General features: G+C 63.4%; 13 protein-coding genes and 1 pseudogene. 5 read left to right on the top strand and 9 right to left on the bottom strand.

Annotated elements, in window-relative coordinates; translation table 11 throughout:
- Positions 1-135: 135 nt before the first annotated feature.
- The 8 genes and pseudogenes from G7007_RS19010 to gloB all read right to left on the bottom strand — a co-directional run bounded on the left by G7007_RS19010 (position 136) and on the right by gloB (position 10,760).
- Positions 136-641: pseudogene (locus G7007_RS19010) on the bottom strand (Hcp family type VI secretion system effector).
- A 268-nt stretch (positions 642-909) separates the two neighbouring features.
- Positions 910-2,532, bottom strand: a complete 1,623-nt coding sequence (locus G7007_RS19005; protein ID WP_181104249.1) for an ABC transporter ATP-binding protein — start codon at positions 2,530-2,532, stop codon at positions 910-912.
- A 1-nt stretch (position 2,533) separates the two neighbouring features.
- Positions 2,534-3,553, bottom strand: a complete 1,020-nt coding sequence (locus G7007_RS19000; protein WP_181104247.1) for an ABC transporter permease — start codon at positions 3,551-3,553, stop codon at positions 2,534-2,536.
- Position 3,554: 1 nt separating this feature from the next.
- Positions 3,555-4,628 carry a microcin C ABC transporter permease YejB gene (locus tag G7007_RS18995; RefSeq protein ID WP_181104245.1) on the bottom strand — a complete coding sequence of 358 codons (1,074 nt, stop codon included), beginning with the start codon at positions 4,626-4,628 and terminating at the stop codon, positions 3,555-3,557.
- A 1-nt stretch (position 4,629) separates the two neighbouring features.
- A complete protein-coding gene (locus tag G7007_RS18990; RefSeq protein WP_181104243.1) occupies positions 4,630-6,483 on the bottom strand; it encodes an extracellular solute-binding protein in 1,854 nt (617 codons plus the stop codon).
- Entirely contained in the window at positions 6,480-8,309 is a 1,830-nt protein-coding gene (locus G7007_RS18985) for an extracellular solute-binding protein (protein ID WP_181104242.1), read from the bottom strand. Before G7007_RS18985 ends, G7007_RS18990 begins: the two co-directional genes overlap by 4 nt.
- Before the next feature lie 132 nt (positions 8,310-8,441).
- Positions 8,442-9,881, bottom strand: a complete 1,440-nt coding sequence (locus G7007_RS18980) for a LysM peptidoglycan-binding domain-containing protein (protein WP_181104240.1) — start codon at positions 9,879-9,881, stop codon at positions 8,442-8,444.
- 99 nt (positions 9,882-9,980) lie between these two features.
- Positions 9,981-10,760 carry a hydroxyacylglutathione hydrolase gene (gene gloB / locus G7007_RS18975; RefSeq protein ID WP_181104238.1) on the bottom strand — a complete coding sequence of 260 codons (780 nt, stop codon included), beginning with the start codon at positions 10,758-10,760 and terminating at the stop codon, positions 9,981-9,983.
- A 171-nt stretch (positions 10,761-10,931) separates the two neighbouring features.
- Here gloB and G7007_RS18970 point away from each other — a divergent pair, with 171 nt between their 5' ends.
- Genes G7007_RS18970 through dnaQ form a run of 3 tightly spaced genes read left to right on the top strand, consistent with a single transcriptional unit; the run spans position 10,932 to position 12,971 of the window.
- Complete coding sequence (locus tag G7007_RS18970; RefSeq protein ID WP_181104236.1) at positions 10,932-11,690, top strand: methyltransferase domain-containing protein; 759 nt, start codon at positions 10,932-10,934, stop codon at positions 11,688-11,690.
- 42 nt (positions 11,691-11,732) lie between these two features.
- The gene (rnhA, locus tag G7007_RS18965; RefSeq protein WP_181104234.1) at positions 11,733-12,191 is read left to right on the top strand and encodes a ribonuclease HI; all 459 of its coding nucleotides are present in this window, start codon (positions 11,733-11,735) and stop codon (positions 12,189-12,191) included.
- Between the two features lie 45 nt (positions 12,192-12,236).
- A complete protein-coding gene (gene dnaQ / locus G7007_RS18960; RefSeq protein WP_258198618.1) occupies positions 12,237-12,971 on the top strand; it encodes a DNA polymerase III subunit epsilon in 735 nt (244 codons plus the stop codon).
- A 63-nt stretch (positions 12,972-13,034) separates the two neighbouring features.
- Here dnaQ and G7007_RS18955 read toward each other — a convergent pair whose 3' ends face one another.
- The gene (locus G7007_RS18955) at positions 13,035-13,253 is read right to left on the bottom strand and encodes a hypothetical protein (RefSeq protein WP_181104232.1); all 219 of its coding nucleotides are present in this window, start codon (positions 13,251-13,253) and stop codon (positions 13,035-13,037) included.
- Positions 13,254-13,407: 154 nt separating this feature from the next.
- Here G7007_RS18955 and G7007_RS18950 point away from each other — a divergent pair, with 154 nt between their 5' ends.
- The gene (locus G7007_RS18950; RefSeq protein ID WP_181104231.1) at positions 13,408-13,968 is read left to right on the top strand and encodes an NADPH-dependent FMN reductase; all 561 of its coding nucleotides are present in this window, start codon (positions 13,408-13,410) and stop codon (positions 13,966-13,968) included.
- Positions 13,969-14,002: 34 nt separating this feature from the next.
- Positions 14,003-15,025: an AraC family transcriptional regulator gene (locus G7007_RS18945; protein ID WP_181104230.1), complete on the top strand. Its 1,023-nt coding sequence runs from the start codon at positions 14,003-14,005 to the stop codon at positions 15,023-15,025.

Raw genomic sequence — 15,025 nt, 5'->3', positions numbered from 1 at the left:
CGCAGCGAGGCGCCTTGCATACGCATGATCATTAGCGTTACGCGCTCTTCGATGGTCAAGTGGGTGTAGTGAGTAGTCATGCAGCACCTTACCTCGGGTGTTGCACTTGGTCACTGAGACCGCCCATCGTCTATCTCACGCATACTTTTTATTATTGATTCGGTCCCAGCCGCTCGTTACGTTCCCGCTAGCACTCCCGTCAGATCGTTTTTGACGTGTGTAAGTGGTCTTGATACGCCCATAGTTGAGCTGAACGACTTCAATAGGAATGCCTGAGCTGGCTGTCTGTGAATAATCGGCAATAATTACTTCTTCGAGCACTATTTCGTAGTACTTAAGCTTGTCTGTGCCGGCTCGACAAATCGCAATCTTAACCTCTTTTAAATCTTAACCTCTTTTAAATGTTGCCCGGAACAGCCCGCTTCAAGCAATTTGCAGCTGGCGCTATCGAGAAATTTAGTGAAGGTAAAATTGGTCAAGCTTGTACGGCCCGATGAGGCGCCGCCAGACGAGCTTGCGGTGGCTGAAGTGCTCTGATTGACGGCGAAACTGTAACCAGTGATCTCGATCCAGTTAGTGTAACGATCATCCAGCGCTTCACCAGCAATATTGTCGATCTGAAGGTAGGCGTCAAAAGCCATACTTACCTCTCCTTGGTGGTAATGGTGTGGGTCCTGCTAGGAATTTGGGACAACTATATTGATGCATTGTTCCTAGGTGTGTCAAAAATATTATTGATCCGTTGATTAATATGGTCTTGTAGCCAGCAGGTACGGCATCCTAATGAATCACAGCAGAAAAGCCCGCCGACTCGTACCCCTAGGGGGGCTCCCGATCAACTTGCTCCCTAAAAGGCGACAAGCCGAGGTTTTCTCAGTCGGCAGCGCCATGTGTTGAAAAGCGAGCGATCTATCCGATGTAGGGCGACACGGATGTCGGCGTCAAAAACGCCGCCTCCAGCAACTGCCGGGTATACGGATGCCGAGGGGCGGCGAATACCGTCTCGGCCTCTCCCTGTTCCACTACCTGGCCTTGCCTGATCACCATCAACTGATGGCTCAACGCCTTGACCACCGCCAGGTCGTGGCTGATGAACAGGTAGGTGAGGTTGTACTTCTGCTGCAACGAGCGTAACAGCTCGACCACTTGGCGTTGCACGGTACGGTCCAGCGCCGAGGTGGGCTCGTCGAGCAGGATCAGCGCCGGCTTGAGCACCAGCGCGCGAGCGATGGCGATGCGTTGGCGCTGCCCGCCGGAGAACTCGTGGGGGTAGCGATGGCGTGTCTCGGGGTCCAGGCCAACCTCCTGCAAGGCGGCGATGATCGCCGCCTGCTGGCTTTGGGCGTCACCGATGCCGTGGATGCGCAGCCCTTCGCCGACGATGTCCGCCACGCTCATGCGCGGGCTCAGGCTGCCGAAGGGGTCCTGAAACACCACCTGCATCTGCCGCCGCAGGGGGCGGACCTGGTTCGCGTCCAGGCCCTGCAGGTCCTGGCCGTCGAAACGAATCTGGCCCTGGCTGGCGATCAGCCGCAGGATCGCCAGGCCCAGGGTCGACTTGCCCGAGCCGCTCTCGCCGACGATACCGAGCGTGCGTCCCCGGGGCAGGCTGAAGTGAATGTTCTCGACCGCCTTGACGTGGTCCACCGTGCGCCGTAGCAGGCCCTTGCGGATCGGGAACCAGACGCGCAGGTCGCGCACTTCCAGCAGGGGCGGGCCGGCCACGGTGTCGGCGGGGCCACCCGTGGGCTCGGCATTGATCAGCATCTGCGTGTAGGGATGCTGGGGCGCGCTGAATAGGGTCTGGCACTCGGCCTGCTCGACGATGCGCCCCTGTTGCATCACGCACACGCGGTGGGCGATGCGCTTGACCAGGTTGAGGTCGTGGCTGATCAGCAACAGCGACATGCCCAGGCGGGCTTGCAGGTCCTTGAGCAGGTCGAGGATCTTAAGCTGCACGGTGACGTCGAGCGCCGTGGTCGGCTCGTCGGCGATCAGCAGTTCCGGTTCGTTGGCCAGGGCCATGGCGATCATCACCCGTTGCCGCTGGCCGCCGGACAGTTCGTGGGGCAGTGCCTTGAGCCGCTTGGCCGGCTCCGGAATCCCCACCAGGTCGAGCAGTTCGAGGGTGCGGGCGGTCGCCTGCTTGCCGCTCAGGCCCTTGTGCAGCAACAGCACCTCGTTGATCTGCTTTTCCAGGTTGTGCAGCGGATTGAGCGACGTCATCGGCTCCTGGAAGATCATCGCGATGCGGTCGCCACGAATCTGCCGCAGGGGCTTCTCGCCCAGGCCCAGCAGGTTCTGCCCGTCATACTGGATGCTGCCGCTGGGGTGACGGGCCAGCGGGTAGGGCAGCAGGCGCAGGATCGAGTGGGCCGTCACCGATTTGCCCGAGCCGCTTTCGCCGACCAGGGCCAGGGTCTCGCCGCGGCGAATGTCGAAGCTCACGCCCTCGACCACCCGCTGCGCACGGTCGCCGCCGACGAATTCGACCGACAGGTCACGGACTTCGATCAGGTTGCGGTCGTGCATGTCATTTCCTCGGGTCGAACGCATCGCGGGCGGATTCGCCAATGAACACCAGCAGGCTGAGCATGAGCGCCAGAACGGCGAAGGCGCTGATGCCGAGCCAGGGTGCCTGCAGGTTGGACTTGCCCTGTGCCACCAGCTCGCCGAGCGAGGGCGCGCCCGGTGGCAGGCCGAAGCCGAGGAAGTCCAGTGCGGTCAGCGTGCCGATGGCCCCGGTGAGGATGAACGGCAGGTAGGTCATGGTCGAGATCATCGCGTTGGGCAGGATGTGCCGGTACATGATCGCCCCATCGCGCATGCCGAGCGCCCGGGCGGCGCGCACGTATTCCAGGTTGCGCCCCCGCAGGAATTCGGCCCGCACCACATCGACCAGGCTCATCCAGGAAAACAGCAGCATGATGCCCAGCAACCACCAGAAGTTCGGCTGCACGAAGCTGGCCAGGATGATCAGCAGGTAGAGCACCGGCAGCCCGGACCAGATCTCCAGAAAACGCTGCCCGGCCAGGTCCACCCAGCCGCCATAGAAGCCTTGCAGAGCGCCGGCAATCACCCCGATCACCGAGCTGAGCGCTGTCAGGGTCAAGGCGAACAGCACGGAAATGCGGAACCCGTAGATCACTCGCGCCAACACGTCGCGGCCCTGGTCATCAGTGCCCAGCAGGTTCTCCGCCGAAGGCGGCGCAGGCGCCGGAACCTTGAGGTCGTAGTTGATACTTTGGTAGCTGAACGGGATCGGTGCCCACAGCACCCAGCTGTCCTTGGCCGCCAGCAACTCGCGGATGTAGGGGCTCTTGTAGTTGGCTTCCAGCGGGAATTCACCGCCGAAGGTGGTTTCCGGGTAGCGCTTGAACGCCGGGAAATACCACTGCCCGTCGTAGTGCACGGCGATCGGCTTGTCATTGGCGATCAGCTCGGCGCCCAGGCTCAGCCCGAACAGGATCAGGAACAACCACAGCGACCACCAGCCTCGACGGTTGGCCTTGAAGCGTTCGAAGCGACGTCGATTGAGGGGAGAAAGGGCCATGTCAGTGCTCCCGGCTGTCGAAGTCGATGCGAGGGTCGACCAAGGTGTAGGTCAGGTCGCCGATCAGTTTCACCACCAGCCCCAGCAGCGTGAAGATGAACAGCGTGCCGAACACCACGGGGTAGTCGCGGTTGATCGCCGACTCGAAACTCAGCAGCCCCAGGCCGTCGAGGGAGAAGATCACCTCGATCAGCAGCGAGCCGGTGAAGAAGATGCCGATGAAGGCCGAAGGGAAGCCGGCGATCACCAGCAGCATCGCGTTGCGGAACACATGCCCGTAGAGCACCCGCGAGCGGCTCAGGCCCTTGGCCTTGGCAGTGACCACGTACTGCTTGTTGATCTCGTCGAGGAAGCTGTTCTTGGTCAGCAGCGTCATGGTGGCGAAGTTGCCGATCACCAGCGCGGTGATCGGCAGCACCAGGTGCCAGAAATAATCGAGCACCTTGCCCAGGGGCGACAGCTCGTCGAAGTCGTTCGAGGTCAGGCCGCGCAGGGGGAACCAGTCCAGGTAGCTGCCGCCGGCGAACACCACGATCAGCAGGATACCGAACAGGAAGGCCGGAATCGCATAGCCCACGACGATCGCCGAGCTGGTCCACACATCGAAATGACTGCCGTGGCGCACGGCCTTGGTGATCCCCAGCGGGATCGACACCAGGTACATGATCAACGTGCTCCACAAGCCCAGCGAGATCGACACCGGCAGTTTTTCGGCGATCAGGTCGATCACCCGCGCGTCGCGGTAGAAGCTTTCGCCGAAGTCCAGGCGGGCGTAATTCTTGATCATGATCCACAGCCGCTCGGGCGCCGACTTGTCGAAGCCGTAGAGGTGCTCGATCTCGGCAATCAGAGCCGGGTCCAGGCCCTGGGCCCCGCGGTAGTTGGACCCGGCGACCGACACCTCGCCGCCGCCGCCGGCGATCCGGCTGGTGGCGCCGTCGAAGCCTTCGAGCTTGGCGATCATCTGTTCGACCGGGCCGCCCGGCGCGGCCTGGACGATGATGAAGTTGATGATCAGGATGCCGAACAGGGTCGGCACGATCAGCAGCAGGCGGCGCAGGATGTAGGCGAGCATGTCAGTGCGCTCCGGCAGCGGTGGCGGTGTCGTCTACTGACGGCGCCACGGACGCGGCCCTGGCGTTAGGCTTGATCCACCAGGTGTTGAGGCCGACGTCGTAGGGCGGCGACTGCTCGGGGTGACCCACGCGATTGCTGTAGGCGACGCGCCACGTCTTGATGTGCCAGTTGGGAATCACGTAGTAGCCCCAGAGCAGCACGCGGTCGAGTGCGCGCGTGTAGGCGATCAGGCTCTGGCGCGAATCGGCGTTGATCAGGCCTTCGACCAGGTGATCGATGGCTGGATCGCGCAGGCCGATCAGGTTGCGGCTGCCCGGTTTGTCGGCGCTGCTGCTGGACCAGAACTCGCGTTGCTCGTTGCCGGGCGAGGAGGACTGCGGAAAGCTGCCGACCATCATGTCGAAGTCCCGTGAGCGCATGCGGTTGATGTACTGCGACACGTCCACGCGGCGGATGCTCAGGTCGATGCCCAGGTCGGCCAGGTTGCGCTTGAACGGCAGCAGCACGCGCTCGAACTCGGTCTGCACCAGCAGGAACTCGATCGAGACGGGCTTGCCCTGGGCATCGACCATCTTGTCGTCGACGATCTTCCAGCCGGCCTCGAGCAGCAGTCGGTAGGCTTCGCGCTGATGCTCGCGGATCATGCCACTGGCGTCGGTGACCGGATTCTGGAACGCCGTGGTGAACACCGGTTCTGGGACCTGACCACGCAACGGATCGAGAATCTTCAACTCTTCAGGACCTGGCAGCCCTCGTGAGACCATGTCGGAATTCTCGAAGTAGCTGCTGGTGCGGGTGTAGGCGCCGTTGAACAGCTGCTTGTTGGTCCATTCGTAGTCCAGCAGCAGGTTCAGCGCCTGGCGTACTCGCACGTCCTGGAACACCGGGCGACGCAGGTTGAAGACGAAGCCCTGCATGCCGGTCGGATTGCCGTTGGGGAGCTCTTCACGGATCAGTCGGCCGTCGCGTACCGCGGGCACGTTGTAGGCCGTGGCCCAGTTCTTGGCGCTCATCTCCAGCCAGTAGTCGAACTGCCCGGCCTTGAGCGCTTCGAGCGCCACGGCGTTGTCGCGGTAGTAATCGAAGGTCATTTCGCCGAAATTGTACGTGCCGCGGTTGATCGGCAGGTCCTTGGCCCAGTAATCCTCAACCCGTTCATAGCGAATCGAGCGGCCTGGTTTGACCTCGGCCACGCGGTAGGGCCCGCTACCCAGGGGCGGTTCGAAGCTGGTGCCGTCGAAGGCACGGTTGGCCCACCAATGCTTGGGCAGCACGACCAACTGGCCGAGAATCAGCGGCAGTTCGCGATTGTCCTTGTGCTTGAAGACGAACCGTACGCGGTGCGTGTCTTCGGCCACGGCCTCAGCCACGTCGGCGTAGTACATGCGGTACAGCGGGGCGCCTTGGGTCGTGAGCGTGTTGAAGGAGAACACCACATCGTCGGCGGTGACCGGTGTACCGTCGTTGAACGTGGCTTCGGGGCGCAGGTAGAAACGCACCCAGCTGTTGTCGGGGGCTTTCTCGATCTTGCCGGCCAGCAGCCCGTACTCGGTGAACGGCTCGTCCAGGCTCTGGCGCATCAGCGTGTCGTAGACCAGCTCCAGGCCCTCGGCCGGGGTGCCCTTGTTGCTGAAGGGGTTCAGGCTGTCGAAACTGCCCGTGCCGGATTGGCGAAACACGCCGCCCTTGGGCGCATCTGGATTGACGTAATCGAACTGCTTGAAGCCTTCAGGGTACTTGGGCGGCTCGTCGTAGAGTGTCAGGGCGTGCTGGGGCGCGGCCAGCGTCGGTAGCGCCAGGCAGGCGAGCAGCAGGCTGCCGGCCAGCTGTCGCAGGCGGTGCAAGGGCATCATTGAGGGTTCTCCGAAGGCTTGAGCCACCAGCTGTTCAGGCCCAGGGTGTAGGGCGGCGTGGTGACGAAGGCGAACCGATTGCGGTAGGCCAGGCGATGAGTGTCCAGGTACCAGTTGGGGATCATGTAGTCGTGCCATGACAGGACGCGATCCAGCGCCCTGGCCGCAGCGACCTGCTCGTCACGGGTGCTGGCGGCGAGCAGGGTCTCGAGCAGGTGGTCGACGATGGGGTCCTGTACGCCGGCGTAGTTCTTGCTGCCCTTGATCGCGGCCTGGCTGGAATGGAAGTACTGCCACTGCTCGAGCCCTGGGCTGAGGGTCTGGCTCAGGGTCATGAGGATCATGTCGAAGTCGAACTGGTCCAGGCGCTGCTTGTACTGGGCGCGGTCGACGGTGCGCAGGCGCGCTTGCACGCCGATGCTGGCCAGGTTCTCCATGTACGGCTGGAAGATGCGCTCGAGGTTGGGATTGACCAGCAACAGCTCGAGATGCAGCGGACGTCCCTTGGCATCGACCAGGCGCTGGTTCTTCAGGGTCCAGCCGGCCTCGGCGAACAGTGCAATGGCCTTGCGCAGCGTCGCTCGATCGATGCCGCGTCCCTGAGTCGTGCCGACCCTGTACGGCTGGGTGAACAAGGCGTCGGGCAGTTGCCCGCGATAAGGCGCCAGCAGCAGCCACTCCTGCCCCGTGGGCAGGCCGGTGGCGGCGAATTCGCTGTTGGGGTAGTAGCTGGTAGAGCGCCGGTAGGCGTCGCTGAACAGGGTCCGGTTGGTCCACTCGAAATCGAGCATCAGGCCCAAGGCATGCCGTACCCGAGGATCGGCCAACGTGTCGCGACGACTGTTCATGAACAGCCCTTGGGTCTGGGTGGGAATGCGATGGGGGATCTGCGCCTTGATCACCTCGCCACGCCGGACGGCCGGGAACCGGTAGCCATTGGCCCAGTTCTTGGCCTGGTGCTCGATGTAGAGGTCGAACTCACCGGCTTTGAATGCTTCGAAGGCGACGGTCGAATCTCGGTAGAACTCGTATTCGACGCGGTCGAAGTTGTACTTGCCCCGGTTGACCGCCAGGTCTTTGCCCCAATAGTCCTTGACCCGCTCGAACACCAGGCGGCGTCCCGGCACGACTTCGGTAATGCGGTAGGGCCCACTGCCCAGCGGGGGTTCGAAAGTCGTCGCCTTGAAGTCGCGGGTTTGCCAGTAGTGCTTGGGCAGCACGGGCATTTCCCCGAGGCGCAGGATCAGCAGCGGGTTACCCGCCCGCTTGAAGACGAACCGAATGCGCAACGGGCCGAGCACATCGACCCGCTGGACCTCCTGCAGGTTGGTGCGATAGGTCGGGTGACCCTCCTTGAGCAGGGTGCGGTAGGAGAACGCCACGTCGGCCGACGTGATCGGGTGGCCGTCGTGAAAGCGTGCCTCGGGGCGCAGGTTGAAGACCACCCAGCTACGGTCCTTGCTGTACTCCACCGAGCGCGCGATCAGGCCATAGCTGGAGGTGGGTTCGTCGCCCGACGGGTCGTACTGGCCCGTGCCGATCATCAACGGCTCGTTGAGCTCGTTGACGCCATACTGCAGAAAATTCGGTGTGGTGACCGGGCTGCTGCCCTTGAAGGTATACGGGTTGAGCGTATCGAACGTGCCGAAGGCCATGGCCCGCAGGGTGCCGCCTTTGGGCGCGCGTGGATTGACCCAGTCGAAGTGGGTGAAACTGGCCGGGTACTTGAGCGTGCCGAATTGCGCGTAGCCGTGGCTTTCGCTGACGGTCGCGACGACGGGAAAGCTCAAGGCCAGGCTGATGAGCAGCAGGAGAGGGCGTATCAAGTCGGCGATCCGATCCAGGCAGCTTGGGCTTCGATCGGGCTACAGTAACAGCTTGTCCAGCCTCGAAAAAGACTGCTTTCACACGGCGTACGAGGCGGGCCTGGAGGCGGCGGGCCACCAGGCCTCTGCCATCTAGCGGCTGACGTAGACCGTCAGTGTCTGACCTGGCTTGAGCGCCTGGCCGCTGCGGGGGTTCCAGCGCTTGAGGTGTTTCATCTCGACGTTGAAACGCTTGGCGACCCTGTACAACGAATCGCCCTTGCGTACCTTGTATTGCGTGGTGCGCTGCTTGGACGCCGCGACGCGATTGGCCGCCGCCGACGGCGCGCTGCCACCGCGCAAGGCCAGTACCTGGCCTGCCTTGAGACGGTTGCCTGGCAAGCGGTTCCAGCGCTGCAGGTCCTTGACCGACACCTTGTTGGCGCGTGCGATGGCGCCCAGGTTGTCGCCGCGCTTGACGCGGTAGCTGCGCGTCTTGATGGTCGGCGCGGACGCCTCGGCCAGCGCCGCTTCGAAGGCACCCTTTTTCGGTTGCAGCGACACCAGCTGCTCAGGCTTGAGGTTCGACAGGCTGGCGCTGAGCCGTTCGGCCTTGGCCGTCGGTACCAGCAGGCGTTGCGGGCCATCGACGGTCATGCGTTTCTTGAACGCCGGGTTCAGCTGGATCAGTTCGTCCTCGTCGATGTCGGCGAAGGCGGCGACCCGGGTCAGGTCCAGGCGGTCGTTGATGACCACGGCCTCAAAGTAGGGCTCGTTGGCGATCGGTGTCAGGTTGACCCCGTACGCTTCAGGGGTCATGACGACCTGCGACAGGGCCAGCAGCTTGGGCACGTAGTTCTGGGTTTCCTGGGGCAGGGGCAGGTTCCAGTAATCGGTCGGCAAACCGAGCTTCTGGTTGCGCTCGATGGCCCGGCTGACCGTGCCTTCGCCGGCGTTGTACGCCGCCAGCGCCAGCAGCCAGTCGCCGTTGAACATGTCGTGCAGCTTGCTCAGGTAGTCCAGCGCCGCGTTGGTCGAGGCGGTGATGTCGCGGCGGCCATCGTAGAAGTTGGTCTGGCGCAGGTTGAAGTACTTGCCCGTGGTGGGAATGAACTGCCACAGGCCGACCGCATGGGCGCGGGAGTAGGCCATGGGGTTGTAGGCGCTCTCGATCGCTGGCAGCAGCGCCAGCTCCAGCGGCATGTCGCGCTCTTCGAGACGCTCGACGATGTAGTGCATGTACAGGCTGCCACGCTCGCCAGCCGTCTCGACGAACGATGGGTTGCTGGAGAACCACAGCCGCTGCTGCTCGATGCGTGGGTTGACGCCGATGCTGTCCTGCAGCACGAAACCGCGACGCATGCGCTCCCAGACGTCCTGGGGCGCCTGCTCCACCGGTTTGGGCGCAGCGGTCATGACCACCGGTTTGTGCTTGATCCTGGCCTGGTAGTTGGGCACCTGGACGTTGTCGGCCTCGCTGACCCGCGAGGTGCTTTGGCAGCCCACCAAGGTGGCGGCCAGCGCCAGGGCAGCGGCCTGGGCCAGGCGAGTCAGGGCGGCGGATTGGACGGTCCTTCGGCTTCGAGTAGACATCGGCGGGGACGGGTTTCCGGGCAAAAAATTTCGGCGATTCTAGAAACCGCTCCCCGCCTGGTCAACCGTTGACCAATAACCCGATGGAACTTGCGGCCTTCAGAAACTGTCTTTCCAGCGCCTCAGCACAGCAAACACGGTGCTCGCATCGCTAGCGACCGCCGCGTCCCGTTCGTCCGCTTTTTGTTTAACAGATGTTTCCGAACAGCGCAGGAACGGGTTGGTCGAGCGCTCGAGTCCGAGCGTGGAGGGCAAGGTGATCCGCTTGGCGGCCCGCAGCCGTTCGACCTCTGCCAGCCGGCGGGCGATATCGGGGTTTTCAGGCTCCACGGCCTGGGCGAAACGCAGGTTGCTCAAGGTGTACTCATGGGCGCAGTACACCTGCGTGTCGTCTGGCAGCGCGGCCAGCCGTTGAAGCGAGGCATGCATCTGGGCCGGGGTGCCTTCGAACAGTCGACCGCAACCGCCGGCGAACAGCGTGTCGCCGCTGAACAGGACAGGCGTCTGGCCGTTGACGGTGTGCAGGGCGATATGCCCCAAGGTATGGCCGGGAACCTCGATGACCGTGAACGTCAGCCCCAGGGCTTCGATGCGCTCGCCCTCGGTCAGGCCCCGATCGCGCGCCGGAATGGTCTCCTTGGCCGGGCCGCTGACCTGGGCGCCGGTCGCCTGCTTGAGGCGTTCGACGCCGCCGACGTGGTCGTGGTGGTGGTGGGTGATCAGGATCGACGTCAGCGTCCAGCCTGGATGTGCGTCGAGCCAGTCGAGCACCGGCTGGGCATCGCCGGGGTCGACCACCGCGCATCGGCGTGTGTCCGTATCCTGTAACAGCCAGATATAGTTGTCCGAGAAAGCAGGTAACGCATCGATCTGTATCATGAGCAAGGTCCGATTCGCCAGAAGTGGGCAGGGCAGTCATCTTATGGACCGCCCAGGTCGTCGCCAAGTTTGCCCTGTCGCAGGGCCGGACGACCCAGAGCGGCCACGGCCGGACGATACGCGCGCCGCCGTGCGCTGCGTGGGGCAGACAACCGATCCGAGGAGATCACCATGACCGACCAGGCATTTGCCCAGGCCGACCGCGAGTGGGTCGAGCTGATCGCGATGGCCCGCGACTGGTTCGAAGGGCCGCCAGGGCAACTGATGTTGCACGAAGGGCAGCGCTTGCTCGAGGACGAGCTCTCGCGCTATTTCGGCGGCTTTTCCATCCATTACGGGCCCTGCGCCGAGCCTTCCCCGAGCGCGTCGCGAATCCAGCGCAACGTACGCCTGGGCGCCCCGTTTCCCGGCGTGGACATCGTCTGCGAAGAACAGGCCTGGCCGCTGGGCGAGCATGCTGCCGACCTGGTCGTGTTGCAGCATGGGCTGGATTTCAGCCTCTCGCCCCATGGCCTGCTGCGTGAGGCGGCGCAGGCCGTGCGTCCGGGCGGTCATGTCCTGATCGTCGGGATCAACCCCTGGAGTGCCTGGGGTGCAAGCCATCTGTTCGGCCGTGGTGCCCTGCGACGTGCCCGCTGCATCGCCCCTTCGCGGGTGGCCGACTGGCTGGGCCTGCTGGGGTTCGCGCTGGAGAAACGGCGCTTCGGATGTTATCGTCCGCCGCTCGTATCGGCGGCCTGGCAGCAACGGCTGATGGGCTGGGAACATACCGCTGGGGGCTGGCAGTGTGCCGGCGGCGGCGTCTACCTGCTCGTCGCCCGCAAGATGGTGAGCGGCCTGCGGCCCTTGGCTCGACCACGGCGCGAACCCATGGGCAAATTGTTGCCCTTGCCGCTGGCCAAGGCCAATCGCCGCTCCAGCGAGCCCTGACCTGGCCACGGCCTGACTTTTCAATCGAACACTGAGCGGTACATGAGCGATAGCATCGAGATCTACACCGATGGCGCCTGCAAGGGCAACCCGGGCCCTGGTGGCTGGGGTGTGTTGATGGTTTACAAGGGGGCGGAAAAGGAGCTCTGGGGCGGCGAGCCCAACACCACCAACAACCGCATGGAGCTGATGGCCGCCATCCAGGGGTTGATGGCGCTCAAGCGCGAGTGCGCGGTGTTGTTGGTCACCGACTCGCAGTACGTGATGAAAGGCATCACCGAGTGGATGACCAACTGGAAGAAGCGCGGCTGGAAGACGGCGGCCAAGGAGCCCGTGAAGAACGCCGACCTGTGGAAGTTGCTGGACGAGCAGGTCAATCGTCACCAGGTGACCTGGAAGTGGGTGCGCGGGCACATCGGCCATGCAGGCAACGAGCGCGCCGACCAGTTGGCCAACCGGGGCGTCGACGACGTGCGCGCGCAACGTCACGCCGCGTCCTGATCGTACCCCTTGCAGTCGACGGAGACCTTACAGGTGGAACAGCAGTTGAGTAGGTTCGTGGTGCTCGATACCGAGACCACGGGTATGCCGGTCGGCGATGGCCACCGCATCATCGAGATCGGGTGCGTCGAGATCATCGGCCGCCGCCTGACCGGGCGACACTTTCACGTCTATCTGCAGCCCGATCGCGACAGTGACGAAGGCGCCATCGGCGTGCACGGCATCACCGATGCCTTCCTGATCGGCAAGCCGCGCTTCGCCGACGTTGCCGACGAGTTCTTCGATTTCATCCAGGGCGCCCAGCTGGTCATCCACAACGCGGCGTTCGACGTGGGCTTCATCAACCACGAGTTCGCCCTGTCCGGGCAGCAGGATCGCGCTGACATTGGCCAGCATTGCGGCATCCTCGACACCTTGATGATGGCGCGTTCGCGTCACCCGGGTCAGCGCAACAGCCTCGATGCGCTGTGCAAACGCTACGGCATCGACAACTCCGGCCGTGAACTGCACGGCGCCTTGCTCGACTCGGAGTTGCTGGCCGATGTCTACCTGGCGATGACTGGCGGCCAGACCAGTCTGTCGCTGGCCGGACATGGCAACGAAGACGATTCGTCGGGTCAGCAGGGCAAGGCCACCGAGATTCGCCGACTACCTGCCGATCGCGTGCCGGGTCCGGTCATCCGGGCAACGGCGGACGAAGAGCAGGCGCATCTGGCACGGCTGGAGGCCATCGCCAAGGCGGCCGGTGGACCGGCGATCTGGCAGACACTGGCAGGGTAGGGCGTCGAGTCGTCGCCTGGAGAAGGCAGGGGGCAGTATGAGGCCGCAGGGGGCGGCCCCTCGTCAGGGAACGCGAATCAGCTCGACGCCTGTCTGCGCCAACTCGAAACGATCGTCTCCCAGGTGGTTGACGCGGTCGCCGATCGCCAGGCGGTAGACAGTCACAGGCGAGGCCAGCGCAGCACCTTCCGCGGCTGCAGGCGCCTCTTCGAATTGATGGACCGGGTAGATGCGTCCTTCGGCGTCCCGTGCATGGAACCGACCGACCAGTACTGCTGCCATTTAGCGTACAACCTCTACGAGATAAATTGAATTTCCGCAGCGATAGACCCTCGCCCGGCGCGGGAAGTTTTCCAGCGGCGGAAAAAAACTTAAGCAGGTCCGGGACGGTCAGCTATAACGACTTCTTTCCTTCCGTTCATAAAGGTGTCCGTCCATGAGCCAGGTGTATTCGGTAGCAGTGATCGTCGGCAGCTTGCGCAAGGCTTCCTACAACCGCAAGGTGGCCAAGGCGCTGATGTCGCTGGCGCCCTCCAGCCTCGAGCTGAAGATCGTTGAGATCGGCGATCTTCCCTTGTACAACGAGGACCTCGAAGACTCGGCGCCTGAAGCCTGGTCGGTCTTTCGCCAGGCCATCAAGGCCAGCGATGCGGTCGTGTTCGTGACACCCGAGTACAACCGCACCATGACCGGGGCCTTGAAGAATGCCATCGACGTCGGCTCGCGGCCCTACGGTGACAGTGCCTGGAACCGCAAGCCGAGTGCCGTGGTGAGCGCCTCGCCGGGTGGCCTGGGTGGTTTCGGCGCCAACCACAACGTGCGTCAGGCGCTGGTCTTTCTCGACATGCCGTGCATGCAGATGCCGGAGGCCTACATTGGCGGGGTGGCCGATCTGTTCGACGAACAGGACACTCTGAGCGAGAAGACCCGCCCCTTCCTGCAAGGCTTCATGAACACGTTCGCCGAATGGGTAGAGCGCAATCACGCCAACGCATAGGCCTGCCGTTCTGGCACGTGCTTCAATCATACCCATGAGCGACAAAGACACCATTTCGATCCATCTGGTCCGTGAAGCGTTGCAGCAGGCCTGCACCGCGCAGACACCGGTTGAAACACTGCTGCGGGCCGGTATCGATCCTGCGCTGCTCGAGCGTTCGACGGCGCGTGTGTCGGTACAGTCCTACTCGAGCCTGTGGCGGTTGCTGGCACGGCAAAACGATGACGAATTCTTCGGCATGGACCGCCGTGGCCTGCGCCATGGCAGCCTGGCATTCATCTGCCAGGCCAGCATGACCCAGCCGACGCTGGGGGCAGGGCTCGAGACGCTTCTGGCGTTTCTCCGGCTGATGCTGGCCGATCTGCGTCCGCACCTGGTGCGTCATGCGGGGGTGGCCGAAATCGTGCTCGACGAACCATTGGCCTCGCCCCGCCGGGCGTTCACCTACTTCACGCTTTGGATGTTCATTCACGGCATCCTCTGCTGGCTGGCAGGGCGCCGCTTGCCGATTCTGGCGATCGACCTGCGTTGTGACGAACCGTCGTTCTGCGAGGATTATCGAGTGATGTTTTCCGAGAACCTGCGGTTCGGGCGGACGCCGTCACGCATGCTCATCGCCGACGACTGCCTGGATACCGGTATTCGTCGTGGCGCGGCAGAATTGAAGCGGTTCCTGGCTCAGGCACCTGGCAACATCCTGGTCAAGTACAGGGATCCGGACAGCCTGGGGCGTCGGTTGCGTCGGCAACTGCTGCAGCGCGAGCCTGCACGTTGGCCGGATGCCGACGGCTTGGCCCGTGAGCTGCATCTGTCGGCTTCTACCTTGCGCCGACGGCTGGCCGAAGAAGGGGCTTCGTTCCAGAGCCTCAAGGACAGCGTTCGGCGGGAACTGGCGATTGCCTGGTTGGATGAGGGCCGGCAGGGCATGAGCGACCTCGCCGAGCGCCTGGGCTTTGCCGATACCAGCTCGTTCTACAAGGCTTTTCGAAAGTGGTTCGGGTGCAATCCTGGGCAGTACCGCGCCCTGGTGTGTTCCACGGTCAGTGGCATCGACTGA

This window comes from Pseudomonas entomophila (assembly GCF_013523125.1).
Classification (GTDB): Bacteria; Pseudomonadota; Gammaproteobacteria; order Pseudomonadales; family Pseudomonadaceae; genus Aquipseudomonas; species Aquipseudomonas entomophila_B.
Note: the sequence above shows the minus strand (reverse complement) of the source record. Positions and strands in the feature narration are given on the sequence as shown.

Bases quoted from the DNA above. Each gene is read 5' to 3' on its own strand.
- G7007_RS19005 (WP_181104249.1), bottom strand. From the start codon at position 2,532: ATGCACGACCGCAACCTGATCGAAGTCCGTGACCTGTCGGTCGAATTC.
- G7007_RS19000 (WP_181104247.1), bottom strand. From the start codon at position 3,553: ATGGCCCTTTCTCCCCTCAATCGACGTCGCTTCGAACGCTTCAAGGCC.
- G7007_RS18995 (WP_181104245.1), bottom strand. From the start codon at position 4,628: ATGCTCGCCTACATCCTGCGCCGCCTGCTGCTGATCGTGCCGACCCTG.
- G7007_RS18990 (WP_181104243.1), bottom strand. From the start codon at position 6,483: ATGATGCCCTTGCACCGCCTGCGACAGCTGGCCGGCAGCCTGCTGCTC.
- G7007_RS18980 (WP_181104240.1), bottom strand. From the start codon at position 9,881: ATGTCTACTCGAAGCCGAAGGACCGTCCAATCCGCCGCCCTGACTCGC.
- gloB (WP_181104238.1), bottom strand. From the start codon at position 10,760: ATGATACAGATCGATGCGTTACCTGCTTTCTCGGACAACTATATCTGG.
- G7007_RS18970 (WP_181104236.1), top strand. From the start codon at position 10,932: ATGACCGACCAGGCATTTGCCCAGGCCGACCGCGAGTGGGTCGAGCTG.
- rnhA (WP_181104234.1), top strand. From the start codon at position 11,733: ATGAGCGATAGCATCGAGATCTACACCGATGGCGCCTGCAAGGGCAAC.
- G7007_RS18955 (WP_181104232.1), bottom strand. From the start codon at position 13,253: ATGGCAGCAGTACTGGTCGGTCGGTTCCATGCACGGGACGCCGAAGGA.
- G7007_RS18950 (WP_181104231.1), top strand. From the start codon at position 13,408: ATGAGCCAGGTGTATTCGGTAGCAGTGATCGTCGGCAGCTTGCGCAAG.
- G7007_RS18945 (WP_181104230.1), top strand. From the start codon at position 14,003: ATGAGCGACAAAGACACCATTTCGATCCATCTGGTCCGTGAAGCGTTG.